Annotated in this window: 24 protein-coding genes; 11 read left to right on the top strand and 13 right to left on the bottom strand. The window is 59.7% G+C overall.

Annotation, left to right across the window (positions count from 1 at the left end; translation table 11 throughout):
* Window positions 1-199 precede the first annotated feature (199 nt).
* Window positions 200-1,699: a sensor domain-containing diguanylate cyclase gene (locus TU82_RS22705; RefSeq protein WP_057725490.1), complete on the bottom strand. Its 1,500-nt coding sequence runs from the start codon at window positions 1,697-1,699 to the stop codon at window positions 200-202.
* A gap of 451 nt (window positions 1,700-2,150) precedes the next feature.
* Here TU82_RS22705 and TU82_RS22710 point away from each other — a divergent pair, with 451 nt between their 5' ends.
* The 3 genes from TU82_RS22710 to TU82_RS22720 all read left to right on the top strand — a co-directional run bounded on the left by TU82_RS22710 (window position 2,151) and on the right by TU82_RS22720 (window position 3,573).
* On the top strand, window positions 2,151-2,327 hold the full coding sequence (locus TU82_RS22710; RefSeq protein ID WP_019821495.1) for a con-10 family general stress protein: 177 nt from the start codon (window positions 2,151-2,153) through the stop codon (window positions 2,325-2,327).
* A gap of 290 nt (window positions 2,328-2,617) precedes the next feature.
* Entirely contained in the window at window positions 2,618-2,968 is a 351-nt protein-coding gene (locus tag TU82_RS22715) for a con-10 family general stress protein (protein WP_057725491.1), read from the top strand.
* Between the two features lie 53 nt (window positions 2,969-3,021).
* Window positions 3,022-3,573 (top strand): ATP-dependent Clp protease proteolytic subunit, encoded by a 552-nt coding sequence (locus TU82_RS22720; protein WP_057725492.1) that lies wholly within the window; start codon window positions 3,022-3,024, stop codon window positions 3,571-3,573.
* A 452-nt stretch (window positions 3,574-4,025) separates the two neighbouring features.
* Here TU82_RS22720 and TU82_RS28265 read toward each other — a convergent pair whose 3' ends face one another.
* Window positions 4,026-4,295 carry a DUF6555 family protein gene (locus tag TU82_RS28265; protein ID WP_082632069.1) on the bottom strand — a complete coding sequence of 90 codons (270 nt, stop codon included), beginning with the start codon at window positions 4,293-4,295 and terminating at the stop codon, window positions 4,026-4,028.
* A 561-nt stretch (window positions 4,296-4,856) separates the two neighbouring features.
* On the opposite strand from TU82_RS28265, the gene TU82_RS22730 reads away from it, so the two are divergent.
* Complete coding sequence (locus tag TU82_RS22730; protein WP_057725494.1) at window positions 4,857-5,690, top strand: SRPBCC family protein; 834 nt, start codon at window positions 4,857-4,859, stop codon at window positions 5,688-5,690.
* Window positions 5,690-6,859, top strand: coding sequence for a zinc-dependent alcohol dehydrogenase (locus tag TU82_RS22735; RefSeq protein WP_057725495.1), 1,170 nt, complete (start codon window positions 5,690-5,692; stop codon window positions 6,857-6,859). The genes TU82_RS22730 and TU82_RS22735 overlap by 1 nt, the downstream gene beginning before the upstream one ends.
* Before the next feature lie 781 nt (window positions 6,860-7,640).
* On the opposite strand, the gene TU82_RS22740 is transcribed toward TU82_RS22735, so the two are convergent.
* Together TU82_RS22740 and TU82_RS22745 are read right to left on the bottom strand one after the other, a co-directional pair.
* The gene (locus TU82_RS22740) at window positions 7,641-8,972 is read right to left on the bottom strand and encodes an APC family permease (protein WP_057725496.1); all 1,332 of its coding nucleotides are present in this window, start codon (window positions 8,970-8,972) and stop codon (window positions 7,641-7,643) included.
* Between the two features lie 132 nt (window positions 8,973-9,104).
* Window positions 9,105-9,419 carry a hypothetical protein gene (locus tag TU82_RS22745; protein WP_057725497.1) on the bottom strand — a complete coding sequence of 105 codons (315 nt, stop codon included), beginning with the start codon at window positions 9,417-9,419 and terminating at the stop codon, window positions 9,105-9,107.
* A gap of 420 nt (window positions 9,420-9,839) precedes the next feature.
* On the opposite strand from TU82_RS22745, the gene cyoA reads away from it, so the two are divergent.
* The 5 genes from cyoA to cyoE are packed head-to-tail and all read left to right on the top strand — an operon-like array spanning window position 9,840 to window position 14,557.
* Window positions 9,840-10,763 carry a ubiquinol oxidase subunit II gene (cyoA, locus tag TU82_RS22750; RefSeq protein WP_057725498.1) on the top strand — a complete coding sequence of 308 codons (924 nt, stop codon included), beginning with the start codon at window positions 9,840-9,842 and terminating at the stop codon, window positions 10,761-10,763.
* A 2-nt stretch (window positions 10,764-10,765) separates the two neighbouring features.
* The gene (gene cyoB / locus TU82_RS22755) at window positions 10,766-12,739 is read left to right on the top strand and encodes a cytochrome o ubiquinol oxidase subunit I (RefSeq protein ID WP_057725499.1); all 1,974 of its coding nucleotides are present in this window, start codon (window positions 10,766-10,768) and stop codon (window positions 12,737-12,739) included.
* A 3-nt stretch (window positions 12,740-12,742) separates the two neighbouring features.
* Window positions 12,743-13,357: a cytochrome o ubiquinol oxidase subunit III gene (locus TU82_RS22760; RefSeq protein WP_057725500.1), complete on the top strand. Its 615-nt coding sequence runs from the start codon at window positions 12,743-12,745 to the stop codon at window positions 13,355-13,357.
* Window position 13,358: 1 nt separating this feature from the next.
* Window positions 13,359-13,697, top strand: a complete 339-nt coding sequence (gene cyoD, locus TU82_RS22765) for a cytochrome o ubiquinol oxidase subunit IV (protein ID WP_057725501.1) — start codon at window positions 13,359-13,361, stop codon at window positions 13,695-13,697.
* On the top strand, window positions 13,655-14,557 hold the full coding sequence (gene cyoE / locus TU82_RS22770; protein WP_057725502.1) for a heme o synthase: 903 nt from the start codon (window positions 13,655-13,657) through the stop codon (window positions 14,555-14,557). Before cyoD ends, cyoE begins: the two co-directional genes overlap by 43 nt.
* A 555-nt stretch (window positions 14,558-15,112) precedes the next feature.
* On the opposite strand, the gene TU82_RS22775 is transcribed toward cyoE, so the two are convergent.
* From TU82_RS22775 to TU82_RS22790, 4 genes are all read right to left on the bottom strand, one after another.
* Entirely contained in the window at window positions 15,113-16,687 is a 1,575-nt protein-coding gene (locus TU82_RS22775) for a histidine kinase famiy protein (protein ID WP_173667465.1), read from the bottom strand.
* Between the two features lie 110 nt (window positions 16,688-16,797).
* Window positions 16,798-17,307, bottom strand: coding sequence for a ferritin-like domain-containing protein (locus tag TU82_RS22780; RefSeq protein WP_057725504.1), 510 nt, complete (start codon window positions 17,305-17,307; stop codon window positions 16,798-16,800).
* Between the two features lie 64 nt (window positions 17,308-17,371).
* Entirely contained in the window at window positions 17,372-18,256 is an 885-nt protein-coding gene (locus TU82_RS22785; RefSeq protein WP_057725505.1) for a manganese catalase family protein, read from the bottom strand.
* A gap of 165 nt (window positions 18,257-18,421) precedes the next feature.
* The gene (locus TU82_RS22790) at window positions 18,422-18,652 is read right to left on the bottom strand and encodes a hypothetical protein (RefSeq protein WP_057725506.1); all 231 of its coding nucleotides are present in this window, start codon (window positions 18,650-18,652) and stop codon (window positions 18,422-18,424) included.
* A gap of 296 nt (window positions 18,653-18,948) precedes the next feature.
* On the opposite strand from TU82_RS22790, the gene TU82_RS22795 reads away from it, so the two are divergent.
* On the top strand, window positions 18,949-19,131 hold the full coding sequence (locus TU82_RS22795) for a con-10 family general stress protein (RefSeq protein ID WP_057428464.1): 183 nt from the start codon (window positions 18,949-18,951) through the stop codon (window positions 19,129-19,131).
* A gap of 138 nt (window positions 19,132-19,269) precedes the next feature.
* On the opposite strand, the gene TU82_RS22800 is transcribed toward TU82_RS22795, so the two are convergent.
* The 5 genes from TU82_RS22800 to TU82_RS22820 are packed head-to-tail and all read right to left on the bottom strand — an operon-like array spanning window position 19,270 to window position 24,918.
* Entirely contained in the window at window positions 19,270-19,557 is a 288-nt protein-coding gene (locus TU82_RS22800) for a hypothetical protein (RefSeq protein WP_057725507.1), read from the bottom strand.
* Window positions 19,558-19,611: 54 nt separating this feature from the next.
* Complete coding sequence (locus TU82_RS22805; RefSeq protein WP_057725508.1) at window positions 19,612-21,372, bottom strand: ABC transporter ATP-binding protein; 1,761 nt, start codon at window positions 21,370-21,372, stop codon at window positions 19,612-19,614.
* Window positions 21,369-22,571, bottom strand: coding sequence for a glycoside hydrolase family 1 protein (locus tag TU82_RS22810; protein ID WP_057725509.1), 1,203 nt, complete (start codon window positions 22,569-22,571; stop codon window positions 21,369-21,371). Before TU82_RS22810 ends, TU82_RS22805 begins: the two co-directional genes overlap by 4 nt.
* A complete protein-coding gene (gene glf, locus TU82_RS22815; protein ID WP_082632071.1) occupies window positions 22,568-23,761 on the bottom strand; it encodes a UDP-galactopyranose mutase in 1,194 nt (397 codons plus the stop codon). The genes TU82_RS22810 and glf overlap by 4 nt, the downstream gene beginning before the upstream one ends.
* Window positions 23,749-24,918, bottom strand: coding sequence for a glycosyltransferase family 1 protein (locus TU82_RS22820; protein WP_057725510.1), 1,170 nt, complete (start codon window positions 24,916-24,918; stop codon window positions 23,749-23,751). The genes glf and TU82_RS22820 overlap by 13 nt, the downstream gene beginning before the upstream one ends.
* Window positions 24,919-25,165 lie beyond the last annotated feature (247 nt).

The following is a 25,165-nucleotide window of genomic DNA, read 5'->3' on the forward strand; positions in this document are numbered from 1 at the left end:
CCGAGCCTGGGCGAGGTGCCGAGTGGCGGGGCAAGAGCGTTTTGCTTACTTTTGCGCTTTTCAAAAGTGAGCCGCTGTAAAAGCGGAACCCATAGCAGCCGTTACCGCAGAAACGGATATGTACTCGGTCTGATCCAGCATCCTGGTCGGCCCTGAGGCCGCCATCGGGGGCAAGCCTCCTCCCACATTTGGATTGCGATCAATTCAGCGCAAAGCCATTGCGACCTGCCGACTTCGCCCCATAAAGCGCCTTGTCGGCCGCCTCGATCAAGCTGAGCAAGCGCTCCAGTTCAATACCCGCCGCCGCCGCAATGCCGATACTCACACTCACACGCCCGAACGGACTGCCCGGATGTACGATGTTTTCCCGCAGCAACCGATCAATGATCAATTGCGCTACCACCGCCGCGCCTTCGCCGTCGGTCGCGGGCATGATGATGGCTATTTCCTCTCCGCCGTAACGCGCCACCAGATCCGAAGGCCGCCGTACACAGGTTTCCAACAACTGGCTGACCCTCTGCAGGCAGGCATCGCCGGCGACGTGACCCAGGGCATCGTTGTAGCGCTTGAAATAATCGATATCAATCATCAACAACGCCAATGAAGTGCCATCGCGCTGAGCCCGACGCGCTTCCAGGGCCAGGGTGTCATCGAAGCAGCGACGGTTGGCCAGGCCGGTCAGCGCGTCCTTCATTGCCAGCAATTCAAGCTGCCGGTTGGAATCGAGCAGCTGTTGCTGGGCAATACGCAGCGCCTCTTCCACCAGGGTTCGCCGGCGGATATCGAGGATCAGAAACCAGCCGATCAAACCGGTCAGCCCCAGCAGCCCCGCCACCACCACCGCCGACAACGCAGCTTCGATACGCCAGGCCGCCAGCGACTCGTGCTTGCCCAGGGCAACGGTAGTGATCAGCGGCAGGCTCTCGCTTTTGCGGAAGGCATACAGCCGCTCTACTCCATCCAGGCTGGAGGTGTGCGAAGCGGTACCGACGGAGCGGTCCACCAGATGCTGGGAATAGATAGGCGACTTGGAAAAGTTGCGCCCCATGTCCTGCTCGCGGAAGGGGTAGCGCACCAGCAAGGTACCGTCGGTGTAGGACAAACCGATCGCGCCCTCCTGGCCGACATCGAGTTTGCCGAACACCCGTAGAAAGTTTTCCACCCCCAGCGTCACGGCCACCACCCCGGCAAAGTTGCCGGCCGCGTCATCGAAACGGCGGCTGATGGTCACCACCCACTCGCGGTTGGTATGGCTCTGAATCGGCGGGCCGATGAAAGGCTCACGGCTCGGATCGTCGCGATGATGGATGAAATAGGCACGTGCGCTGCTGTTGGCACCCGCCGGAATCAAGCGATTGGACGACATCAGCCAACCGCCCTGGCGGTCGTAGATAGTGATACCGCTCAGTTGTGGCATCAGCGGCTGTTGTCGACGGATCAAGGTGCTGATGCGCTGGATCTGCGCGGGGCCACTGCCTTCGGTTTCCAGGCGCTCGACCAGCCCCAGCAACAGCAGCGCGCTTTGCCGCACGATGCCTTCGGTGTAGGTAGTGAGCGCCTGGGTCAGGTTCAAGCCGTGCACGTCCACTTCCGCCAGCGCCCGCTCGCGGGAAGACAGGACCTTCCAGATCGTCAACGACGTCAGGGAACAGCCGATCACCAACAGCAAAAGCATCACAAGACGGGTATCGCGCTTCACGTCAGCACCTTAAGGAAGTCCGGTTTCCGTTCCAGCCATCATTTGAACGTCGGTACTCACAGGGGCCACCGGTTCCGGGGCGCAAGCATACAAGCAGTCCGGCGGGGCCGCAGCAACAGAGTGGGCCTGGGCATGCGCCGTTTCGAGAGGGCGCCAGGCAAAGGTCACCGCCAGCCGCAAACCAGGCAAAGCGGTTATTGCATTTAATGACGGCACATTGGCAACTCAGTCCAATAGCAGGCATCGCCATTATTTCAATATCAACCCAAGTTAAAAAGTTATACGAAGCGGCACACAAACAGCCATTTTGTACAAGTTTTTCGCTACACACTACCGTTCATCGCCATTTCGAAAAAATTTCAAAACATCTGGCCGCTTGCTCTTATCGGAGTAGATGTCCGTTGCATAAATGGGCAACTAGCGAAACGACAACTGAACTTGGAGTATTGTTATGACCACTAGCAATAAAAACCCTGGCAACTTCGCTAACGATCGCGAGAAAGCGTCGGAGGCGGGAAAGAAAGGCGGCCAGGCGTCAGGTGGCAACTTTGCCAACGACCGCGAGAAAGCGTCGGAAGCGGGTCGTAAAGGCGGCCAGAACAGTCACGGTGGTGGACGCAAGTCATAACGAAGGGCATTAATCATGCGAGCGTCAATTGATTACCAGCGTGGCGAGTTGCATCACCGATCAATGGTGGAAGTGCGAACCGGGGCTAAATCCGGCACAGGTTCTAACACAACGCCATGTTACGAACGCCAGCAAGCCGTTGAACTCGCCGAAGCAACTATCGGTGCGACGCAAACACCACCATTGTGCGAGAGACACTTATAGCCCGTGCACCCGCACGACTAAGTGTAAGTTCCCTGCAAGATCGAAATGAACGTTGGACAACCGACATAACGACGAGGTAACTGAACATGAGTACTCAAGACAAGAAAGGCCAAATGAGCGTCAATGAAGCCGGTAAAAAAGGTGGCGAAGCCACGTCGGCCTCCCATGACAAAGAGTTCTATCAAGAGATCGGCAGCAAGGGCGGCCAAAACAGTGGAGGGAACTTCAAGAATGACCCTGAGCGCGCTGCCGAAGCGGGTAGCAAAGGCGGCCAGAACAGCGGCGGGAACTTCAAGAATGATCCCGAACGCGCCTCCGAGGCCGGCCGTAAAGGTGGTCAAAACAGTGGCGGTAACTTCGCCAACGACCGGGAGAAAGCTTCCGAAGCCGGGCGTAAAGGCGGCGAGAACAGCCATGGCGGTGGCCGCAACAGCTGATGTGCTTGATGCAGGGGGGCCAGGCTCCCCTGCTTTCATTGATGAGGGACACCATGCCTTTACACATTATTAATTTCACCGGCCCTGTCACTGCGTCAACCTGCAGCCAACTGATCGAAAAAGCCTCGTTGGCCGTGCAGCAAGACGCCTCGGGCCTGGTGGTGAACATTGCAACCATGGGCGGTGAATGCAGCTACGGGTTCACCATGTATAACTTCCTGATGTCCCTGCCAATACCGGTGCATACCCATAACCTGGGCACGGTGGAGTCAATGGGCAACATCATCTTTCTCGCCGGCGAGCGCCGGACTGCCTGCATCCACAGCAAATTCCTGTTCCATCCGTTTCATTGGCACGTGCAAGGCGCAGTCGATCATTCGCGCATGTCCGAATACGCGATGAGCCTCGATTACGACTTGCAGCTGTATGCCCGCATCGTGGCCGAGCGCACCGCCGGTGCCAGCGAAACATTGGAAACGGAAAAGTACCTGATCGCCGCACCGCGCATTCTCGACCCCCACCAGGCGCTGGCCGCCGGCCTGATCCACGCAATTGAGCTGCCCGTGATCAAGGCGGAGTTTGTGAGCTGCTTCATTCACTCCTGAGGCCGTTAATAGGGGGGAGATTGCACAGCAGGAAGAAGCGACTCGACCGATCATCACGCACCCCTGCTGCCGGCCGGGATACTGGCATTAAAATATCAACTAAGCGCTTGTTTGAAATTCGCACGTTTATTGGTTGAAAACATCCGTCCAATCATGAAAGGTGGTATTCCATTCAGGGAGGAACTGATGTGCCAGACTCACAAGCGAACCGTCGTTGCGTTCAATGCAAACAGCCCTATGAACCGACCACGGAGGAACCTGCCTACCTGGTGTCGACAGCGTCGGAAATGCTCTGCCCGACATGCAAAAACACCTATTCGGCCGAGCTGATGAAAGAGGCACTTCAACGCAGCGTTCTGAAGTTATACAAACTTCAGGAGCGCCGTGGAAAACAGTAGATTTTAAAAATAGCCGCACACACTCGAATGCACTCATTCAACTAAAGGATGCGCTCATTCGGGTGGTGGCGGCACATAGGGTTGTGCAACAAACGGAACACTGCCGGATGGTCTCCATCTTACATTTTCAAGGCCGTAGCGCTCGGCAAGGGGTTTGCTTATTCGCTTGATCTTTTCATTGCGCGAGCGTGGGATGACGCCGATGCCGGCATCGCAACATGCCCAATGCCAAGCCTCCGCGTTGTTCATGAACTCCGCCCTTATAATGAAAGACTTCGGCGTTTGGTGATAGTCGTATTCAATGATATATAAAGAATTTTTCATAACCGCTCCTTCTGTTTTTTTGTTGTTTGAGCAGAATGAAGGTTCAGAATTTTTCTTATCTTAATGACAGATTTTGCTTTTTCAGTGCTTAACAACCATTCGTCGGCAATCCCTGAAAAAAGAATAAACCACCGGCTTTTTTTTGATTCTCAATAGTGAGTCTGTTCACTCCAGACTCTTGGTAAAAACTCCTGTCTTGCCCGTACTTAGTGCGGGCTTTTTTTTGATCGCAGTTCATATGGCTAAACAATGTATGCGTACAGGCCTGGGCTATCGGCCAGATACCTGTGACCATCCTTATATACGCAAAGGCTACTATTTGGGCCTGGACCCAAATGTCTATGTGTGCGTGCGCTGCGGTGAACAACGTGAGCCCGAGCGGTGGGACGATTTCGCACGTCGGCGCATGCCGCCGCGGGGGCTTCTGAATGAATCCCCAACCACTGACAGCGATGATCAATACCCGCCTTGATACCTTTCATCCCCCCATCGTGAAATGCACCGGAACCTCAAACGGCGCAGGATTTTCTACCGAAAACACACCCGTAGGAGGACTGGAAAATGCCTGAGCAACCCCTGATAGCCAACCACACCCCTCAAGACACCCACCGACGCGGCACACTGACCAAGGCTGAACGCGCGCTTTCGTTGACGGCCGGCGCTGCCCTGCTGCTGCAAGGCTGGCGCAAAGGCGGACTGGGCGGCGCATTGCACAGCGCGGCAGGCGCCTACGCCGTATTTCGCGGTTACGCCGGCCATTGCTCACTCAAACAAGCGCTGACGCCAACGCCTTTCGAACAGCAGTTCAGTCGCGAGCATCACTGGCCGATCAGCGAGGCGATCACACGCAGTATCACAATTGCACGCCCGCTTGAGGAGGTGTCTGCCTTCCTCGCCCGGCCCGAGCAGATCGGCCCGCTGCTGCGCTGGGTCGACAGTGTCGAACAGCTTGCACCGGACACCACGCTCTGGACGCTGCGCGCTCCCGCCGGCAAGCGCGTGCAGTGCACCTTGATCCAGACCCAATCCCAGGAACCCTCGGTGTTGCATTGGAAAACCCCGGGCGATGCGCGCTGGGCGCACGACATTACCGTCTCGCTCATCCCTGCCCCCGCTGGCCGTGGCACTCAAGTCAAAGCGGTGGTGGTGTGCAAGCCGGCCATGGGCAAATTGGGCTATGGCCTGGCGCGGGCGATCAGCCTGTTCAGCGACAAAGCCTTGCTCAATGCACTGCAGGCCGTGAAACAGCAACTGGAAACCGGCGAGGTCAGCAGCAACCGCCTCAGACCGGAACAGGATGACGACTTTTTTTACGTACACGCCGCCGATGACCAGGTGACCACCGATCACCCGGCCGTCAAAACCGGCGTCGCCATTGAAGGGGGACCTCACTGATGCGCGCACTCACCTGGCAAGCTCCGAACCTGTTGCAAGTGGACAATGTCCCCGACCCGACGATCCTCAACCCGCGTGACGCGATCATTCGCGTGACGCTGTCTTCCGTGTGCGGTTCCGACCTGCACCTGCTGGGCGGCTACGTACCGGCCATGAAGCCTGGCGATATCATCGGCCACGAATTCATGGGCGAAGTGGTCGAGGTCGGCAAGGGCATCACCGACCTGCGCCAGGGCGACAAAGTGGTGACCATTTCGATTATCGGCTGCGGCAACTGCGAACCGTGCCAGCGCAGCGATTTTTCCTGTTGCGACAACTCCAACCCCAACCCGTCGGCGACGGACTTGATGTACGGCCAGCCATGCTGCGGCATCCTCGGCTACAGCCACGCCTTCGGCGGCTACCCTGGCAGCCACGCGACCTACGTGCGGGTGCCGTTTGCCGACGTCAACCTGTTCAAGGTGCCCGAAGGTGTCAGCGACGAGCAGGCGCTGTTTGTTTCGGATGCGGCGCCTACCGGTTACTTCGCCGCGGACAATGCCGGTATCCAGCCCGGCGATACCGTGGCGGTGTGGGGTTGCGGCGGCGTGGGCCAGATGGCCATTTGCAGCGCGTACCTTCTGGGCGCGGAACGGGTGATCGCCATCGACCGCTACCCCGACCGGCTGCGCCTGGCCCAAGAGCGCGGCAAGGTGATCCCTATCAACTACGAGAAAACCAACGTGCATGAGGCTTTGCTGGAACTGACCGGCGGGCGTGGGCCGGACCGTTGCATCGATTGCGTGGGGATGGAGGCCCATGGCACCGAAATCGACTACGCCTATGACAAGGCCAAGCAATTGCTCCGGCTGCACACCGAACGCGGCACGGTGCTCAGGCAGGCCATCCGCGCGTGTCGCAAAGGCGGGACGGTATCGGTGGTGGGTGTCTATGGTGGGGTGCTCGACAAGTTTCCCATGGGCGCGATCGTCAACAAGGCCCTGACGTTGAAATCCGGGCAGCAGCCGGGTCAACGGTATGCGACGACCCTGTTTGAGCATATTCAGAGGGGTGAGTTGGACCCTGCTTATTTGCTGACTCATCCGATGAGCCTGGAGGACGGGGCGCAGGGGTATAAGTTGTTCAAGGAGAAATCGGATGAGTGTTTGCGGGTGGTGTTCAGGCCCTGAGGTTGGGGTTTGATTGGGTACATATCCGTTGTTTCAGTAACGGCCGCTGATGGTTCCGCTCTCACAGCGGGTCACTTTTGAAAAGCCCAAAAGTAACCAAAAGGCTCTTGCCCCACCACTCGGCACCTCGCTAATGCTCGGTGTGCCCAAGATCAAAAGCAAGCGGCTCGCTTCGCATCGTGGATACGCTGGGGCTTGCCCCAATGAGGAGAGTCAGTGAGTGCATCAGTGGCTGACACACCGTCATCGGGGGCAAGTCCTAATGCCAGTCAGTTAAGGCTTTTTGTAGGAGCGAGCTTGCTCGCGAAAAACTCACAGACGCCGCGTTCATTCAGGAAGCACGCGTTATCGTTGACGTTTTTCGCGAGCAAGCTCGCTCCTACAGACGGCGGTGTACGCTTAACTGACTGACATTAGGGCAAGCCCTCTCCCACATTGGACCCGGATCGACACAAGGTACGGTCGGCTCTAAGGCCGCCGCGCTTTTGCTTTTGATCTGCTTTTGATCTTAAGCGCCCCGTTAAACCACGCTGGCCGAACGCAGGCTTGAATCCGTGGGTAACCCGGCAGGACGCCGGGTTAGCTGGACTGGGCCATGGATGGCCCATTGCGGCGGCCCACGGATTCATGCCTGCGTTCGGGCACACCGAGCACTAGCGAGGTGCCGAGTGGTGGGGCGAGGACCTTTTGGTTACTTTTGGGTCCTTCCAAAAGTGACCCGCTGTAAGAGCGGAACCGCCAGCAGCCACAACCTAAATAACGGATATGTACTCGATCAGCCTCACCCCGCCTGCACCGCCGGCGCCACCAACCGATTGCACCCATACAACACCATGCCCAGCACAATCAGCGCCCCACCCCGCAGCCAGGTATCCAGGCTCTGCTGGCTGAGCAGAATCAGACACGAAACAATCGCCAGCACCGGTACCCAGCTCGGCACACGAAAATGCTTTTCCTCGATGGTGTCACGACGCAATACCAGCACCGCGAGGTTAGTACTGAGAAACACAAACAGCAGCAACAACACCACTGTCTCGGCCAAGGCCGCCAGCGTGCCGGTCAGGGTCAAGGCAATGGCCACGGCCGTGCTGGCAATGATCGCCACCCAGGGCGTACGGCGCTTGGGCAACACGCGTGACAACGGCTCCGGCAGCAGGCCCATGCGCGCCATGCCGTAGGTCAGGCGGCTGGCCATGACCATCGTCAGCAGCGCGCCATTGGCGACCGCCACCAAGGCGATGAAGGCAAACAGTTGCGGGGGAATATTCAGGCCCGAGGCGCGCACCACTTCGAGCAGCGGTGCCGAAGTGGCCGTCAGTTTGTCCATCGGCAGCACCACGGAGGCGGCGATACCGACCGCCATATACACAATGCCCGCCACGATCAACGCGGCGAACAGCGCGCGCGGATAAACCTTGCGCACCCCACGGATTTCTTCCGCCAGGTTGGCCGACGTCTCGAAGCCGACAAACGAATAGAACGCCAGCAATGCGGCGCCGAGCACGGCGAGCATCGGGTTGATGCCGGGTTTGAATTCGAACGCCCGCCCCAGATTGGCTTCGCCGGACTGAAAGCACCAGGCCGCAGCGACCACCACCAACAACAGCCCGGACAGTTCCACGCAGGTCATCACCATATTGGCGCCCAGGGACTCCTTGATCCCGCGGGCATTCAACAGCGCGATCACCAGCAGAAAGACCAGCGCCGCCCAGTGGGGCGAGACGTCAATGAATGCGGCCAGGTAGTCGCCGGCAAACGCCAGGGATAACCCGGCGGCGCTGGTCACGGCGGCGGCAAGCATGCAAAAGCCCACCAGGAATGAAATCAGCGGCGACTTGAAGGCCTTTTCGGCGAACACCGAAGCGGCGCCCGCATGCGGGTACTTGGTCACCAACTCGGCGTACGAGCCTGCCGTGAGCATGGCGAAGAACAACGCCACCAGCAATGGCACCCAGATCGCCCCGCCCACCTGGCCGGCAATGGTGCCGGCCAGCGCATACACGCCTGCGCCGAGCACGTCGCCGAGGATAAACAGGAACAACATCGGGCCGGTTACGGCACGGCGCAAGGACGGCTTGGAGGGTTCGGCTTGGCTCAAACTGGATTCGGACATGGGCGGCTCTGGCGGCGGATTGTTATCAGCGATCAGTCGGCGCGGGCCGGCTGACGCGGGGGCTATCTGCAATGGAAAATGCCCGCGTCACCAAAGTTCCGTTTTCCGCTGCGAACCGGCGCAGGCGCCCCGTCAATCGTCATCGGGCAAGTGTGCGTCAGCGCAGGGCAATCGACCCGATTCCCCGCCAGCAATCCGTTCCGCTTGATCAATGCCGCGCTTGAGCGCGTCGTGCACGGTCCATTCGGTGCCAGGCAACTGCCTGGTGCGCTCGACCACACATTGACCCGTGGCGGTGTACACGCTGACCAGCACTTCAATATCAGCGTCCTCCCGCTCCCGGGCCCTGACTTCGATATGGCAGCCGTTTTCCACTTCCTGGGTAAAGCACTCTTCTTCCAGTGCCTTCTCGGCCCAGGCCTTATAGGTATTGCCGCGAATGAACATAGCTGTTCTCCAAGACCGTTAGTGGGTTGCTCCTCAACTAATACATGAACTCTTTAGCAGGGATTACGTCTTTTTTCCAAGACGATTTCAATCATGCACCTATAAGAACCCTAATAGCGTTTCGCTTGTTAAACCGTTCGTCAGGCGGAGTAACATTTTGTTAAACCAACCCCTGAGGGCTCATTCAAATTGTTCGGGAGCGCGGTGAAACGCGCCCTGTAGAGCGGCGGCAAAGCCAGCGAAACCTGGCAGTCGATGCATTTTATCGACTGACGGCGACGTATTGCCGGACGTTAAACAATTAAGTGTGCCAAGCATTAACAAGCGCAACGGCAACGTTTCGCTTAACCAACTTTCTTGCGCACAGGCGCGGCGGCTTCGGCACTGTAACAACGGAAGTTTTCAATACAGGAGCAAGGCATGAAACGAACGATTGCTTATTGCCTGGCATCTCTGGCCAGCCTCTTCTTGTTAACCGGCTGCAACTTGGTGGTGTTCAACCCCAAGGGACAGGTTGCAACCGATGAACGCGACCTGATTATCCTCGCCACCGGCCTGATGTTGCTGGTGGTGGTGCCGGTGATCGTGCTGATGTTCGTATTCGCCTACCGCTACCGTGCGACCAACAAGAACGCGCGTTACTCGCCGCGCTGGGCCAGCTCCCACAAAATCGAAGCGGTGGTGTGGGGCGTTCCGCTGCTGATCATCATCGCCCTGGGCTGGGTGACGTGGGAAACCACCCATGCCCTTGACCCCTATCGCCCGCTCGACTCGGACACGCCGCCGATCAACGTGCAGGTCGTGGCCACCGACTGGAAGTGGCTGTTCATCTACCCCGACCTGGGTATCGCCAGCGTCAACGAACTGGCCCTGCCGGTGCACACGCCGGTGAGTTTCACCATCACCTCCGACGCGGCCATGACGTCATTCTTCATCCCGGCACTGGGCGGGCAGATCTACGCCATGGCCGGCATGCAGACCAAGCTGCACCTGATCGCCAATGAGACCGGCGAGTTCCGGGGCATTGCCGCCAACTACAATGGCCCCGGTTTTTCCGACATGCATTTCGCTGCGCTGTCGCTGAGCCCCACCGACTTTCAAACCTGGGTGACCAAGGTCAAGGGTGCCTCCAAGCCCCTTGACCACACCAGCTACGCGCAATTGGCCAAGCCCACCATCAAGCACCCGGTGACCTATTACTCGGCGGTGCAGGAGCGGCTGTTCCTGGACATCGTCGATAAATACGAAGGCATGAACAAGGCCAATAAAACCAGGCGCGCGCCATTGAGCAGCGCGCAAAAACGCGCCGATCCACACCCCAGTCTGCTGGCCGAGGAGCAATAACAATGTTCGGAAAACTGTCATGGGATGCGATTCCAACCACTGAACCCATTGTGATGTACACGCTGGCCTTCATCGGGCTGATCGGCGTGGCGATGGTGGGCACGATCACCTGGAAACGCAAATGGGGCTATTTGTGGCGCGAGTGGTTTACCTCGGTGGACCACAAGAAAATCGGCTGCATGTACATCATTGTCGCGCTGGTGATGCTGCTGCGCGGTTTTTCCGACGCCATCATGATGCGCACCCAGCAAGCCATGGCCGCCAGCGGCGGGCCGGGCTATTTGCCGCCGGAACACTACGACCAGATCTTCACCGCCCACGGCGTGATCATGATCTTTTTCGTGGCCATGCCCTTCGTGGTCGGCTTGATGAACGTTGTGGTGCCGTTGCAGATCGGCGCACGCGACGTGGCCTACCCATTTCTTAACGCGTTGAGCTTCTGGCTGTTCGTGGCCGGTGCCGCGCTGGTCAACGTCTCACTGGGGATCGGTGAGTTCGCGCGAACCGGTTGGGTGGCCTACCCGCCGTTGTCCGGGCTGGCGTACAGCCCCGGCGTCGGGGTGGACTACTACATCTGGTCACTGCAGATATCCGGCATAGGCACGTTACTGACGGGGCTGAATTTCTTCGTCACGATCTTGAAGATGCGCACCGAAGGCATGACGCTGTTCAAGATGCCGGTGTTCACCTGGAACGCGCTGTGCACCTCGGTGCTGATCCTGGCGTCGTTTCCGATCCTCACCGCCACCCTGCTGATGCTGAGCCTGGACCGTTACTTGGGCATGCATTTCTTTACCAACGAAGCCGGCGGCAACCCGATGATGTACGTCAACCTCATCTGGGCCTGGGGGCATCCGGAGGTGTACATCCTGATCCTGCCGGCGTTCGGGGTATTTTCAGAAATTGCCGCGACGTTCAGCAGTAAACGGCTGTTCGGCTACGTGTCGCTGGTCTGGGCAACGATCGCGATTACCGTGCTGTCGTTCATCGTGTGGCTGCATCACTTTTTCACCATGGGCGCGGGGGCCAACGTCAACGCATTCTTCGGCATCATGACCATGATCATTGCCGTGCCGACCGGGGTGAAAATCTTTACCTGGCTGTTCACCATGTACCGTGGCCGGGTCCGTTTCGAGACCCCGATGCTGTGGACCCTGGGCTTTATCGTGACCTTCAGCATCGGTGGCATGACCGGGGTACTGCTGGCCGTGCCGGGCGCTGACTTCCTGCTGCACAACAGCCTGTTCCTGATCGCGCACTTTCACAACGTGATCATCGGCGGCGCGGTGTTTGGCTACATGGCCGGCCTGACCTACTGGTTCCCCAAGGCCTTTGGCTTCCGCTTGAACGACAAGCTGGGGCGCATCGCTTTCTGGTGCTGGCTGATCGGCTTCTATTTCGCCTTCATGCCGTCCTACGTGCTGGGCTTCATGGGCATGACCCGACGCCTCAACCATTTCGACAATCCGGAATGGCGGCCGTGGCTGCTGCTGGAAGTGCTGGGCGTGCTGATCATTCTCTGCGGCGTGATCGCCCAGGCCCTGCAACTGTTCGTCAGCATCCGCAACCGTCACCAATACCGCGACCTCACGGGCGACCCATGGGACGGACGCACCCTGGAGTGGGCCACCTCCTCCCCGCCGCCACTGTACAACTTCGCCGAGCAACCCAAGGTCAATGATCTGGACGCCTATTGGGGCATGAAGGAGCGCGGTGTGAGCACCCTGAACCACACCGACTACCGCGCCATCCACATGCCGCGCAACACCGCCTCGGGCCTGGTGATCAGCCTGTTTGCGCTGATCTGCAGCTTCGCCCTGGTGTGGCATATCTGGTGGCTGGCGGCGTTCGGGCTGGTGGCTTCGGTGGTGGCGTTCGTGGTGCGCAGCTACGACGAAGACACTGATTACTTCGTGCCCGCCGAGGAAGTCGCGCGCATCGAAACGGCACGTCTCAAAGACCTGGCAGAGGCTTGATCCATGTCCAATATCGTGATTGAAAAAGACGTCGCTCATACCCAGGAACACGGGCATGAAGACGCCGGATCCCTGAGCGTTTTCGGGTTCTGGATCTACCTGATGACCGATTGCATCCTGTTCGCGACCTTGTTCGCCGGCTATGCGGTGTTGCGCGACAGCGTGGCGGGCGGTCCGTCGACCATGGATATTTTCGAACTGCCCTATGTGCTTGCCGAAACCATGCTGCTGTTGCTCAGCAGCATCACCTACGGCTACGCGATGCTGGCGATGAACCGCGGCGAGCAAAGCCTGGTGCTGCGTTGGCTGGGGCTCACGTTCGTGCTCGGTGCCGGCTTCATCGCCATGGAAATCAACGAGTTCCACCACCTGATCGCAGAAGGCTACGGACCGGACCGCAGTGCATTCCTCACCGCCTTCTTCACCCTGGTCGGCACCCACGGCGCGCACGTGCTGACGGGGTTGATCTGGATGGCGGTGCTGATGGTGCAGGTTCGGCAGAAAGGCCTGACCAACACCAACGCCACCCGGCTCAGTTGCCTGAGCCTGTTCTGGCACTTCCTGGACGTGGTGTGGATCTGCGTCTTTACCGTGGTCTATCTGTTGGGGGTGGTGTGACATGTACAAGCAAAGTTCGCTTCACAGCAGCGCCGGTACCAGTCATGGCAGCGGCCGTTCCTACCTGGTCGGTTTCCTGGTGTCGGTGCTGCTGACCCTGATCCCGTTCGGCCTGGTGATGTTCCCGTCACTGCCGCGTATCACCACCGCCTGGCTGGTGGTGGCGTTGGGCGCGATACAAATCGTGGTCCATCTCAAGTTCTTCCTGCATCTGGATACCGCCGAGGAACAACGCTGGAACCTGATTGCGCTGATTTTCTCGGCGGTCATCATCCTTCTGCTGGTAGGACTCTCGCTATGGATCATGGGCAGTATTCATCACAACATGCTGGCGCACTGAAACACTGGCTGGGGCTGTTCAATGCCGGGATTCAACTGACCAAGCCGGGAATTATTTTCGGCAACCTCGCGTCGGTACTGGGGGGCTACTTCCTCGCAGGTCGCGGCGACCTGGCAGAGCCTGCGAGTTTGCTGGCAACCCTGCTGGGCACCGCCCTGGTGATCGGGTGCGGCTGTGTCATCAACAACTGCGTCGACCGTGATATCGACCGGCGCATGGTGCGCACCTGTCACCGCGCGCTGGCGCTGCGAACCATCACCGTGCCCACCGCCGCAAGCTATGCCATCGCCCTGGGCGTGGCCGGCTTCGGTCTGCTGTGGGCAGGCAGCAATGCCCTGGCCAGCTTCCTGGCCATGGTTGGGCTGGTGATCTACGCTGGCGTCTATACCTACTGGCTCAAGCGGCGCTCCCACTGGGCAACCCTGATCGGCAGCCTTTCAGGGGCGATGCCGCCGGTTATCGGTTATTGCGCGGTCACCGGCAGGTTCGACGCCACGGCAGTGCTGCTGATCGTGGTGTTCTGCTGCTGGCAGATGCCTCACTCACATGCCATCACGGTGATGCGTCGCGAGGATTTTCGCGCGGCACGCCTGCCGCTTCTGAGCCTGCCCGAGGCGTACCGGCAGATACAGGCGTACATCCTGGCATTCCTCGCCGGCAGCCTGGTGCTGGGCGTGGTTGCGCAGATGCATGCCGTGTATTTTGCGCTGATGCTTGGGCTCTGCGGTTACTGGATGACCCTCGCGGCCAGTGCCACCCGCCTGACCGACCCGCCCGGCTGGGCGCGCAAGGTATTCGGCTTTTCGATTCTGCTGGTACTGGCACTCAACCTGTCGCTGGCAGTCATGGGCCAGGCCTGATGACCTGTGGGAGGGGGCTTGCCCTAATGCCGGTCAGTTAAGCGAACGAAACATAGGTATCTACACACCTCTGTAGCGCTCAACCGTAACCACGATGCGAAGCGAGCCGCTCTTGATCTTGATCTGCTTTTGATCTCAGGCGCCCCGTTAAACCACGCTGGCCGAACGCAGGCTTGAATCCGTGGGTAACCCGGCAGGACGCCGGGTTAGCCGCACTGGGCCATGGATGTCCCATTGCGGCGGCCCACGGATTCAAGCCGGAGAGAGGGCACACCGAGCCTAGGCGAGGTGCCGAGTGGTGGGGCAAGAGCGTTTTGCTTACTTTTGCGCTTTTCAAAAGTGAGCCGCTGTAAAAGCGGAACCCTAAGTAGCCGTTAGCGCAGAAACGGATATGTACTCGGTCCAACCCAACATCCCGGTCGGCTCTGAGGCCGCCATCGGGGGCAAGCCCCCTCCCACATTTGGACCGGGATCGACACAAAATCCTGGTCGGTCCTGAGGCCGCCATCGGGGGCAAGTCGAATCGTCGCACCGCCGCTCCCACATTTTTGCAGGTCAGGCATCGAGCACCGCGCGGATTTTCCGGGCCAGGTCGGCGGATTGATAAGGCTTTTGAATCAGCTCGAACTCATCCACCGTTATATCCGTGCGCTCTAATGCATCTTTCGCGTAGCCGGTCGTGAGCAAGACCTTGGTACGCGGATACAAGCGCGACACCTCACGGGCGAGCGCCGCGCCGTTCATCGCGCCCGGCATGATCAAGTCACTGAACACCAGGTCGTACGTGGCGCTCTTGAGCATGCTCAAGGCCTCGACAGCGTTGTGCGCGATGCCAGTCTGGTAACCGTAGTCGGACAGGATTTCTTGCACCAGCTCGGCCACCTCGGGCCGGTCCTCCACAATAAGGATATGTTCGTGGCCCTGCAGCGAGGTTGCGACGGTTGTCTGCTCGACCCAGAGCTGGCTGTCATCGGCCGGGAAGTACAGGCGCAGGGTGGTGCCGATGCCAGGGTATGAATGGATACGTGCCGTGCCGCCCGATTGCTTGACGAAGCCATACACCATTGACAGCCCCAGGCCCGAGCCTTGGCCTTCTTCTTTGGTGGTGAAGAACGGTTGCATGACTTTTTCCTGGATATCGGCAGCGATGCCATGACCATTATCAGACACCGAGATGCTGACGTAGCGCCCCTCGGCCAGGCCATCGCGTTCAGCACTGGCCTCGCCCGGCACCTGGATATTGAGGGTTTTGACCGTCACAGTGGGATCGCTACGCTCTCGCAATGCGTCCAGGGCATTCGATAGTAAATGCCGCACCGCCAGCTCCGCCTGGGCAGGGTCGATGCGGCAGTTCCACAGATCCTCGGCGAGTTCCACATGCAGGTCGACGCCCTGCGGCACGGACATGAAGTCGGGACGATTCAACAAGGTGTTGAGGTTGATCACCCGGCTGTCGAGCCGCTGCTTGCGCGAGAAGGCGAGCAATTGCTGAGTCAGCGTCTGCGCTTTTTCGGCGGCCGCCCGGGCACGCACGGCACTGTTGAAAATGCGCTGCGGGTCGCAACTGGGGCGCTTGGCGCTCTGCTGGATCAGCTCCAGATACCCGACCATCACCTGCAACAGGTTATTGAAGTCATGGGCAATGCCACCGGTCAGTTGCCCTAAAGCCTCCAGGTCCTGGGCGCGGCGCACGCGCTGTTCCGCATCGTGACGCCGGCTCACGTCCAGTTGGGAAGCGAAAAAATACACCAGTTGGCCATGCTCGTTGAACAGCGGGGAGAGGAACAGTTCATTCCAGAAGGTCGAGCCGTCCTTGCGATAATTAAGGACCTCGACACATACCTCATGGCGTTGCTCAAGTGCACGTTGCACCTGCTGCAGGGTGTTCTTGTCGGTCTGAGGCCCTTGCAGGAACCTGCAATTGCGTCCGATCACCTCGTCATGCTCAAACCCCGTAAGGGCCAGGAACGCCGGGTTGGCGAACACGATCGGGTTATCGGGCTGGGTAGGGTCAGTCACGATCATCGCGCTGCGGCTGGCTTGCATGGCGGCGAAGAACGGATCCTTGCGGTTGGAAGAAAGCACCGCCAACCCGACATTGTCGACCACGGGCGTTTTCTTAGTAGCCAAGGTTCACCTCCAGATAAGTGGCGCGTGTTCCATGGACCGTGAAAATGCAGCGCAGTGCCAGCGTGCGCCAAATCAAGCGCGGCGCCGATGGTGAGGCGCCGCGCGCAGCGTCAGCGCTTGGCTTCTGTGTCAGGGGCTGCGGAGCGCTCCAGGAACGCTTGTGTCAGCTCTGGCAAATGCTCGAGCAACCATTGCGCCATGGCAATTTCCTGGGGCAGGATCTTCTCGCACGCCGCTTGTGTCTCGGCGTCTCCCGCCGCCTGCGCGGCCGCTATGAGCACCGTGTAGCTGGCCACCTCCATATTTTCGAAGACGTAGCCGGCCATCGCGCCCTTGATCACTTCGTCACTCATCAGTGAGCCGCCAACGGCCTGACCGAAGGCCATCAACTTTCCGCCGATGTCTTTGAGGGTCGAGGAGCTGCCGCCCAGGCGTGACAGGCACTCGTCAATCAGCGCCTGCTGGCCAAGGGTTTCCTGAATATGCTCGTCGATCCGCGCCTTGAGCTTGGGGTAATGTTCCAGCCGCTCGGATTGCGCCCTGAGCATTTTCTCGGCCTGCTGCTCCATCGCATGGGCATCTCGCAACCAGTCGAGCAGGTTTTCCTGTGGGGTCGCCATGTCGTTACTCCTGTTCAAGCCAATGAAAAAAGCCGCACGCCCGTAAGCGTGCGGTTGCCGCGAATCAGAGATCAGGCTTGGGCTGCATGCCCGAGCCCAGATCGGCACCGGTGACGGGGTCGCTGGTTGGGTCGGAGAGCGTGCGGATTTTCATTGCGCTCAACAGTGCTTCGTCGTCCGCATCCAATTGCACGCTGGCCATGCCATCGCCGCCGTCGACCGCCGGTTGCGGGTTCTCCACGAACTCCCATTCGTCGCCCTGGTTCCAGGGGCCGCGCATATTGCCTTCGCCCTGGGACATGTTGTAGTACACCTGAGTGAACTCCGGTTTGCCCGGCAGCTTGCCTTGGGGGAAGTTCGGTTGAATCGAATGCAAGGCCTTTTCAAAGGAGATCTGGTGCGCGATTTCCCGGGTCATCAGGAAACCCAAAGCGTCCCTCACGCCTGGATCATCGGTGACATTCATCAGGCGTTCATAGACGATTTTCGCGCGCGCTTCGGCGGCAATATTGGAACGCATATCCGCCGTGGGCTCACCGATGGTGTCGATGTAAGCCGCTGTCCACGGCACACCGGCAGAGTTGACCAGCGGCGCGCCCGCACCGTACAGCAGGCTGGTGATATGAGAGTCATTGCCGGCGCCATTGAGAGAGCGGTACAACTCGCCCTCCTCCTCCACACCTTCGGCCATCCGCCCCTTGGCGCCCTTGTTGAGCATCACGATGATGGAACCGACAATCTCAAGATGACTGAGCTCTTCAGTGGCGATGTCCATCAACAGGTCTTTGCGACCTGGGTCGTCTTCAGCCAGGGCCTGGGTGAAATAACGGGACGCGGCTGCCAACTCACCTTGAGCGCCACCAAACTGTTCAAGCAAAAGATTCGCCAGGCCCGGATTAGGCTCGGCAACACGTACGGTGTATTGAAGTCGCTTGTTATGTAGAAACATGAACAAATCTCCTCAGGCTTTTCTGAAAGTGGCGGCAACTTTGGAATGCGCGCCTACCTTTTATGTGAAACAACCAGCGTTCGAAAAATTTCAAAAAAAACCGCGCGTCACGACCAGCGGTTAACCGTTGCACAACAAGCGAAACGGCGATGTGAGGCCGGGTGCTCAGTCGGCGTCGGCATCATCCGCCTGCACAATGGCGTCGATCCCGGGCGTGCCGTTGGGCGGCGTCACGGTGGCATCGGCAGGCACAGTCGGGCGCTCGGGGTGAGCCCAGTCAGTGGTCGCGTTGGGGTCTTCGTCACGGCCGGCGGTACCGATGACGCAACCGTCTTCGTTGGGCTTATCAAGTGGTTCAGAGGGCCGGTTCTGGGTGTTGGATGGGTCATGTGTCATGGCAGGCATCTCCCGTTTACAGGATAGGAACCTGGTTGGAGCCGTCAGCGGATTTCAAGTGCAACGAAAAAGACGAATGGCATTAACGTTGTTGTAGCAGGCAACTATCGAACGCCTGAAACTTATACGAAGCGGCATTACCAGAGCATGTTTGTATAACTTTCCACGGCAATTCGCCGTTCGTCGCCCGTTGCAAAATCCAATAAAACATTTCCGCAGGCCTCGTTATCGGAATAGATGTCCGGTGCGATAACGGGCAACTAACGAAACGCTAACTGAGCGACTGGAGAACTGTCATGACTACAGGTAATAAAAACCCAGGCAACTTTGCAAACGATCGCGAAAAAGCCTCCGAAGCAGGGAAAAAAGGTGGCCAATCGTCCGGCGGCAACTTCGCCAACGACCGTGAAAAAGCCTCCGAGGCAGGCCGCAAAGGCGGTCAGCACAGCCATGGCGGCGGCCGGAAGTCGGGCTCTTGAGTGAGAAAGGAAGGGGCAGCCTCGCTGCCCCTTCAAACCAGTCGTTTAAAAGCGCAAAGACTTACCGCGATCAGATTTGAACTACCCGCCTGTAAACGTTGAGCCTCCTGTTAAAACACGCATCGTTTATCACTCCGACTACCGCTGCGTCGACTCTGCCGTATCGATGCACAGGTCGATAGACACGGTGTCTACACGGTCACGTTGCTGCGCCGCCAGGTGATGCAGCGTTTGTGCGTGAACCCTGTCCGCCGCATCCTTGAGCCGCTGCCATTCCTCCAGGCTGATGACTTCGCGCAGCACCAGTTCATCGGCACGGTTGATCAGCGTGCGATAGAAGTCGTCGGGCCAGTCCAGACGGTAGGCGTCGTCCTCGAGCAATAAGTGCCAGGCCTGAATTTCCATTTCTTTCTCGCTTTTTTTCATCGTAGCCCCCTGCAAAGTTAACCAGCCTGACTGTCTCAATAACGTAATACGGCATCAGGCTTCCCGGATCAGCGCCTGCCGTTGCCAGAGCGTGCGAAAGCGTCCCTGATGGCGGCGTAGCTGATCGGGGCAACCGTCCTGCACAATCTCTCCTTGCTCCAGCACCAGCACCCGGTCGAAGTTGGCGATTGTCGAGAGGCGGTGAGCCACCGCAATCACCGTCCTGCCGCGCATCAGGTCCATCAGCGCGCATTGGATGACGGCTTCGGAATCCGAATCCAGCGCGGAAGTCGCCTCGTCGAGAATCAAGACAGGCGCGTCCTTCAGAAACGCCCGCGCCAGCCCCAGACGCTGCCGTTGCCCGCCCGACAACGTAACCCCACGCTCGCCTACCAGGGTGTGATACCCATCGGGCAACGCCTGCACGAACTCATCGCAAAAGGCGCGTCGGGCCGCCTCGACGATCTGTTGCTCGCTCGCGTGCGGTTGGCCGTAGGCGATGTTTTCCAGAATGCTGCGATTGAACAAAGCGGGCTCCTGGGGCACCACCGCAATCTGTCGACGCAAGCTGTCCTGGCTGACCGACCGGATATCACGGTCGTCGATCAGGATCACGCCGCTGTTTACGTCATCCAGACGTTGCAGCAAGCCAAGCAGCGTCGACTTGCCCGAGCCGGACGTGCCGACAATGCCGACACTCTGCCCCGCTGCAATCTCCAGGAACAAATGCCTGAACACCGGGCGTCCGCCGGGATAGGCATAGCTCACATCGAGCAACCTGATGTTGCCTCGGGTCGGTGCCAGTTCTTGCGGCGTATCGCTGAGTTCGTGGGGCTGGGCGATGATACCCAATGTTTCAGCGATAACGCCCATTTGCTGACTGGCTTCCACCAATGCCAGCGCCAAGTCGCGGGAGCCATGCAGAATACGGAACGTCAACGCGCTGACCATCACCACATCGCCCGCCGTGATCTGGGCCTGGCGCCACAGCAGGATGGCCCAGCCCAGCATCGCCCCGGCCATGATCGACAGGCAGACATCATGCAGCACGCGCGCCTTTTCCAGATAAATCCAGCTGCGCCGATGGGCCCCGGCCTCGACCCCTATCTCCCGCTCCAGCCTGAGGCGCTCGCGCTCACGTGCGGAGAATGCCTTGATCGTCCAGACATTGGAGACCAGATCAACGATCTCGCCGCCCACACGCGCCGACTGTGACGCAAATGCGATGTGCCGGTGCCTGCCACGCACACCGACCACCGTGATCAACGCCGCCACCAGCACCACGCACAGGATCAAGGCCATCGCCATGGCACCATGCACGGTAAACAGCACCACCACGGCGCCGAGGAAATCCACACAGGGCGGCACGATACGCCAGGCCAGACCGCCATAGACGGTGTTGGCGGCGCCGGCCGCCGCCGAGACCCGATTGGCCAGCGCGCCGGCGAAATGCCTGTTGAAATAGCGCATCGGATGCCCGGTCAGATGGTGAAAAAGATCAACGCGCAGATCGGCGCAACTGCCGACCACGGTGTAGCAGCCCACCCAGCCACCCAACCGCCACAGCAGGTTTTCTACCACGATCAGCCCTATGAACAGGCTGAAGGCGCGCCACACCTGGCCTGCCTGCGAGTCGCCGGCCATGGCATCCACCAGCAACTTCATGCCGTACTGCACCGCCACCGCGCAACAGGCCGCACCGATCACCAGCGACAACATGGCGCCGAAATGCACGGGCCGCACCCTGACGTAGCGCCATAAAAACGCGCTCGCTGTGGCCGGCAGCGGCTCATCGCGCAAGCGTCGAAAAATCATGACGGCTGCCCTGGCGGTCGCAGCCGATCAAGCTCGTGCAAACATGCCCGCACGCGTTCGGGCACCGCCGCGAGCTGCACATGCAGAGGGTGAAAAGAGGCGCGCTCGCCCTCCCCGTCCGGGTAGCCGAAGACGCCGGTGGGGCAATAGCGGTCGTCATCCCAGCCGGGATAATCCAGAAAGGGATACCAGCAGATACCCTGCACCGGCACTCCGCGTCTGAGCGCTATCAGCACTTGGTCCACGACATAGTTCAACCAGGGCACACGCGCCTGATCCTCGGCACCGGTTTCGGAAATCAGCAATGGCCGCTGATAGCGTTGATGCAGTTCTTTGAGCATACCGGCCAGCGGACGGTAGTCGGGCGCGCCCTGCGCAATGCGATCGCCCTGGAAAAACCACTGGTTATGCGGGTAGAAATTGGCCCCAATGATGTCCAGGTAATGCTCCTGTCCACCCAGGCCGGGCCATTGGCGCCCGGTCAACAAATCCCAGGCCTGGAATTGAGCCAGGCGGTACTGTTCGGCGTCAGCAATATCTTCGCTACGACGCGAGGCCGGCACCACATGGATCAACGGGTCGCATTGCACGAAACGTGCAGCGGGCGCGTGTTCGCGAATCGCCTCGATTGCAGCGATGCTGGCGCGCACCAACTGATGCTTGAGCTCCTGCCCGCGCCCGCGTGCATTCGGGTTGAAATAACCGACATCGCCCCCCGCCCAACTCCAGAACGATATCTCGTTGATCGGCGAGTAGAACGGGTGCTCGATACCTTCCTCCTTCATCAGCTTCGCCACCGCGCCAGCAAACCGCGCGAACCGCTCGACAAAGCACGGGCGCCAGAGGTCCAGGTCGTCCGGATACCCGTAGTGACACAGGTCCCATATCACTTGCAGCGAGTGCTCCCGCGCGGCCCTGAGCATCGGCAGCAGGCTGCTCCAGTCATAGCGCCCGGGGCTGCGTTCGATCAGGTGCCAGCGCAGGCCGTCGCGGGCGCAACGCACATTCAGGCCCGCCAACTGCCGGTAGTCCTTGTGCGCCCAGCGTGCGTGGCCGGTGTCCGCCAGCAGGTCCAGGCGCCGGCCATCCTGGCGGCGCTGGCTGGAACACTCATAGCCCGCCATCACGAAGCTGGCGAACAGGGACAGATGTTCACGCTCACCGCGTTGGCCCGGGCCGTGCTGTGGCTGTGCGTTCATCGAGCAGCGAGCCCCGCGTCGACAGCGACTGCGCTGCTCGCAGCCTCGATATCGCGGTACAACGCAAGCGCCTGGCCCACGACCTGGTCCATGTTGTAGTACTTGTAGGTGCCCAGGCGCCCGAGGAACGTCACATTCGGCGTCTGCTGCGCGAGGGCTTTGTAACGTTTGTACAATTCGGCGTTTTCGGGTCGCGGAACCGGGTAGTAAGGGTCGCCCTCATCGCAGGGAAACTCGTAACTGATGCTGGTGCAAGGATGTTCCTGGCCGGTCAGGTGCTTGTACTCGGTGATGCGGGTATAGGGCACCTGCGGTTCGGGAAAGTTGACCACCGCCACCGGCTGATAGCGCTCCTGCTCAAGGGTCTGGTGCTCGAACCGCAGGGAGCGATAGGGCAAGCGACCTAACTGGAAGTCGAAGTACTCGTCGATCGGCCCGCAGTAAATGACGTGCTTGAACTTCACCACCTCGCGCACGGCCTTGAAATCGGTGTTGAGCAGCAGGTCGATACGAGGGTGATCCAGCATCCGCTCGAACAGTCGCGTATACCCGTCACGCGGCATCATCTGGAAGCTGTCGGTGAAGTAGCGATCGTCTGCATCGGTGCGGGTGGGGATGCGTGACGTCACCGACTTGTCCAGCTCGCTGGGGTCCAGGCCCCATTGCTTGCGGGTGTAGCCGCGGAAGAATTTCTCGTACAGCGTTCGACCGATCTGATTGACCACCACGTCTTCGGACGTGCGAATCGTGGCAACCGGCTCGGCGCGCTCGGCCAGGAACACTTCGGCTTGTTCGGGCGACATCGACAAACCGTACAGCGTGTTGAGCGTGGTGAGGTTGATGGGAATGGGCACCAGTTGCCCATCCACCTTGGCCAGCACGCGGTGTTCATAGGGTCGCCACTGGGTGAAACGCGACAGGTAATCGACGATGCGCTGTGCGTTGGTGTGAAAAATGTGCGGACCGTAGCGGTGCACCAATACCCCCGCCGCGTCGTAGTGATCGTAGGCGTTGCCGGCCACGTGTGCGCGTCGGTCGATCAACAGCACGTGACGGCCCAGCCCCTCGGCCAGACGCTCGGCCATGACGCTTCCGGCGAATCCGGCGCCGACGATCAGGTAATCATAAACACCGCACCCCGGCTGGCAGGACGGTCCGGTTGTGGCAGTCTCAAGCGCTATCTGAGGCATTGGATCTGCTCCTTCATAAAGCGGCAGGTGTTGTCCCAGGACATACCCTCAAGGGCCGCATCGGCACGTTGCAAAAAGTCGGGCGTGCCTTTGAGGCGCAGCGCGTCTTCGATGGCGGCGACAAATGCCTGCGCGGTGTCGGCGATAAACACGGCCCCGCTGCGGCCATAGCCGTTGACCACGTCGCGAATCGGCGTGGACACCACCGGACAGCCGCCCGCCAGGTATTCAGGGGTTTTGGTGGGGCTGATAAACCGGGTGGAGGCGTTGAGCGCAAACGGCATCAAGGCCACTTCCCAACCGCTCAGATAAGTCGGCAACTCTGCATAGTGGCGCGCGCCCAGGTAGTGGATATTGGGCCGACGCGGCAGCGTTTGCGGGTCGATCTTGACGACCGGCCCGACCAGTACGATCTGCCAGTGGGGCCGCATCGCCGCCACTTGCGCCACTAGATCAATGTCGAAGCGCTCATCGATCACGCCGAAAAAGCCCAGGCGTGGCCGCGCAATCGCCGCCTGGTCCGCAGGCTCCGCCAAGGCCTCACGCGCCTGTGCAAAGTGCGCAATGTCGACGCTGCTGGGCACCGGGTGCGCATTGCCATGCTGGCGTTGCTTGACCTCCCACAGGCTCACTCCGCCGGTGAACACCACATCGGCCCTGGCCATGAGCAGTTGTTCCCTCTCCACCAGTTCCGCAGGAGCGCCCATGAACGCGGACAACTCATCCATGCAGTCGAACACCGTGACCTGCGCCTGGAGATGGTCGGTAAACGCCAGGCTCATCGGGGTGAAGTACCAGAGCAGAAGATCGCCGGGCAGCCGCCGGGCGAGACGCTCGTCCAGCAACTGGCGTTGCGCCTCGATCATTGCGTGGGCATCCAGGCCTTCGGGCAGGCGCGGGACCAGCACCTGCACCCCGTCTGCCGGGCTCGATACTTCCAGGTGAGGCGGCTCGTCACCGGCCACCACAGGCTCTTCGAAAAAAATCACATCGTAGTCTTTCGCCAGGCGCGACATCACATGCTGCGGACGCTGATAAACGAAACCCCAGCGCAGATGGGACAGGCACACCAATGTGGGCCGGGCCGGGGTTGGAGACTCCAAAAGGCTTTGCGCACTCACCGCAGCAAACTGTTCAGGCTGTTCTGCAAGGTTCATATCAATGTCCTTATCCAGCGAAAAGATGACGGCTCATGCATCGAGCCCCTTGGCCACACCGGGTCGATACAGCCACGGCTGTACGGCTCCTGAATGTTGGAAGCGTGCCCGTCATGGGGCGTTCACAAGAAGATTGTGCAAAGCCGATGAACTGCACATACCGGTCGGTCAACCGGTTTGAACTCCCGCAAAAAAACCGCCCCTACCTTGTTAACAGTCAGCCGCCACCACGGCGCTGACCGAACCT

It is taken from the genome of Pseudomonas orientalis, assembly GCF_001439815.1.
Taxonomy (GTDB): domain Bacteria; phylum Pseudomonadota; class Gammaproteobacteria; order Pseudomonadales; family Pseudomonadaceae; genus Aquipseudomonas; species Aquipseudomonas orientalis.

What these genes read in the sequence shown, in the direction of transcription:
- cyoD (WP_057725501.1), top strand. Translation starts at nt 13,359, where the DNA reads ATGTACAAGCAAAGTTCGCTTCACAGCAGCGCCGGTACCAGTCATGGC.
- TU82_RS22760 (WP_057725500.1), top strand. Translation starts at nt 12,743, where the DNA reads ATGTCCAATATCGTGATTGAAAAAGACGTCGCTCATACCCAGGAACAC.
- TU82_RS22820 (WP_057725510.1), bottom strand. Translation starts at nt 24,918, where the DNA reads ATGAACCTTGCAGAACAGCCTGAACAGTTTGCTGCGGTGAGTGCGCAA.
- TU82_RS22790 (WP_057725506.1), bottom strand. Translation starts at nt 18,652, where the DNA reads ATGACACATGACCCATCCAACACCCAGAACCGGCCCTCTGAACCACTT.
- cyoE (WP_057725502.1), top strand. Translation starts at nt 13,655, where the DNA reads ATGGATCATGGGCAGTATTCATCACAACATGCTGGCGCACTGAAACAC.
- glf (WP_082632071.1), bottom strand. Translation starts at nt 23,761, where the DNA reads ATGCCTCAGATAGCGCTTGAGACTGCCACAACCGGACCGTCCTGCCAG.
- TU82_RS22805 (WP_057725508.1), bottom strand. Translation starts at nt 21,372, where the DNA reads ATGATTTTTCGACGCTTGCGCGATGAGCCGCTGCCGGCCACAGCGAGC.
- TU82_RS22800 (WP_057725507.1), bottom strand. Translation starts at nt 19,557, where the DNA reads ATGAAAAAAAGCGAGAAAGAAATGGAAATTCAGGCCTGGCACTTATTG.
- TU82_RS22715 (WP_057725491.1), top strand. Translation starts at nt 2,618, where the DNA reads ATGAGTACTCAAGACAAGAAAGGCCAAATGAGCGTCAATGAAGCCGGT.
- TU82_RS22735 (WP_057725495.1), top strand. Translation starts at nt 5,690, where the DNA reads ATGCGCGCACTCACCTGGCAAGCTCCGAACCTGTTGCAAGTGGACAAT.
- TU82_RS28265 (WP_082632069.1), bottom strand. Translation starts at nt 4,295, where the DNA reads ATGAAAAATTCTTTATATATCATTGAATACGACTATCACCAAACGCCG.
- TU82_RS22785 (WP_057725505.1), bottom strand. Translation starts at nt 18,256, where the DNA reads ATGTTTCTACATAACAAGCGACTTCAATACACCGTACGTGTTGCCGAG.
- cyoA (WP_057725498.1), top strand. Translation starts at nt 9,840, where the DNA reads ATGAAACGAACGATTGCTTATTGCCTGGCATCTCTGGCCAGCCTCTTC.
- TU82_RS22730 (WP_057725494.1), top strand. Translation starts at nt 4,857, where the DNA reads ATGCCTGAGCAACCCCTGATAGCCAACCACACCCCTCAAGACACCCAC.
- TU82_RS22720 (WP_057725492.1), top strand. Translation starts at nt 3,022, where the DNA reads ATGCCTTTACACATTATTAATTTCACCGGCCCTGTCACTGCGTCAACC.
- cyoB (WP_057725499.1), top strand. Translation starts at nt 10,766, where the DNA reads ATGTTCGGAAAACTGTCATGGGATGCGATTCCAACCACTGAACCCATT.
- TU82_RS22780 (WP_057725504.1), bottom strand. Translation starts at nt 17,307, where the DNA reads ATGGCGACCCCACAGGAAAACCTGCTCGACTGGTTGCGAGATGCCCAT.
- TU82_RS22795 (WP_057428464.1), top strand. Translation starts at nt 18,949, where the DNA reads ATGACTACAGGTAATAAAAACCCAGGCAACTTTGCAAACGATCGCGAA.
- TU82_RS22740 (WP_057725496.1), bottom strand. Translation starts at nt 8,972, where the DNA reads ATGTCCGAATCCAGTTTGAGCCAAGCCGAACCCTCCAAGCCGTCCTTG.
- TU82_RS22810 (WP_057725509.1), bottom strand. Translation starts at nt 22,571, where the DNA reads ATGAACGCACAGCCACAGCACGGCCCGGGCCAACGCGGTGAGCGTGAA.
- TU82_RS22745 (WP_057725497.1), bottom strand. Translation starts at nt 9,419, where the DNA reads ATGTTCATTCGCGGCAATACCTATAAGGCCTGGGCCGAGAAGGCACTG.
- TU82_RS22710 (WP_019821495.1), top strand. Translation starts at nt 2,151, where the DNA reads ATGACCACTAGCAATAAAAACCCTGGCAACTTCGCTAACGATCGCGAG.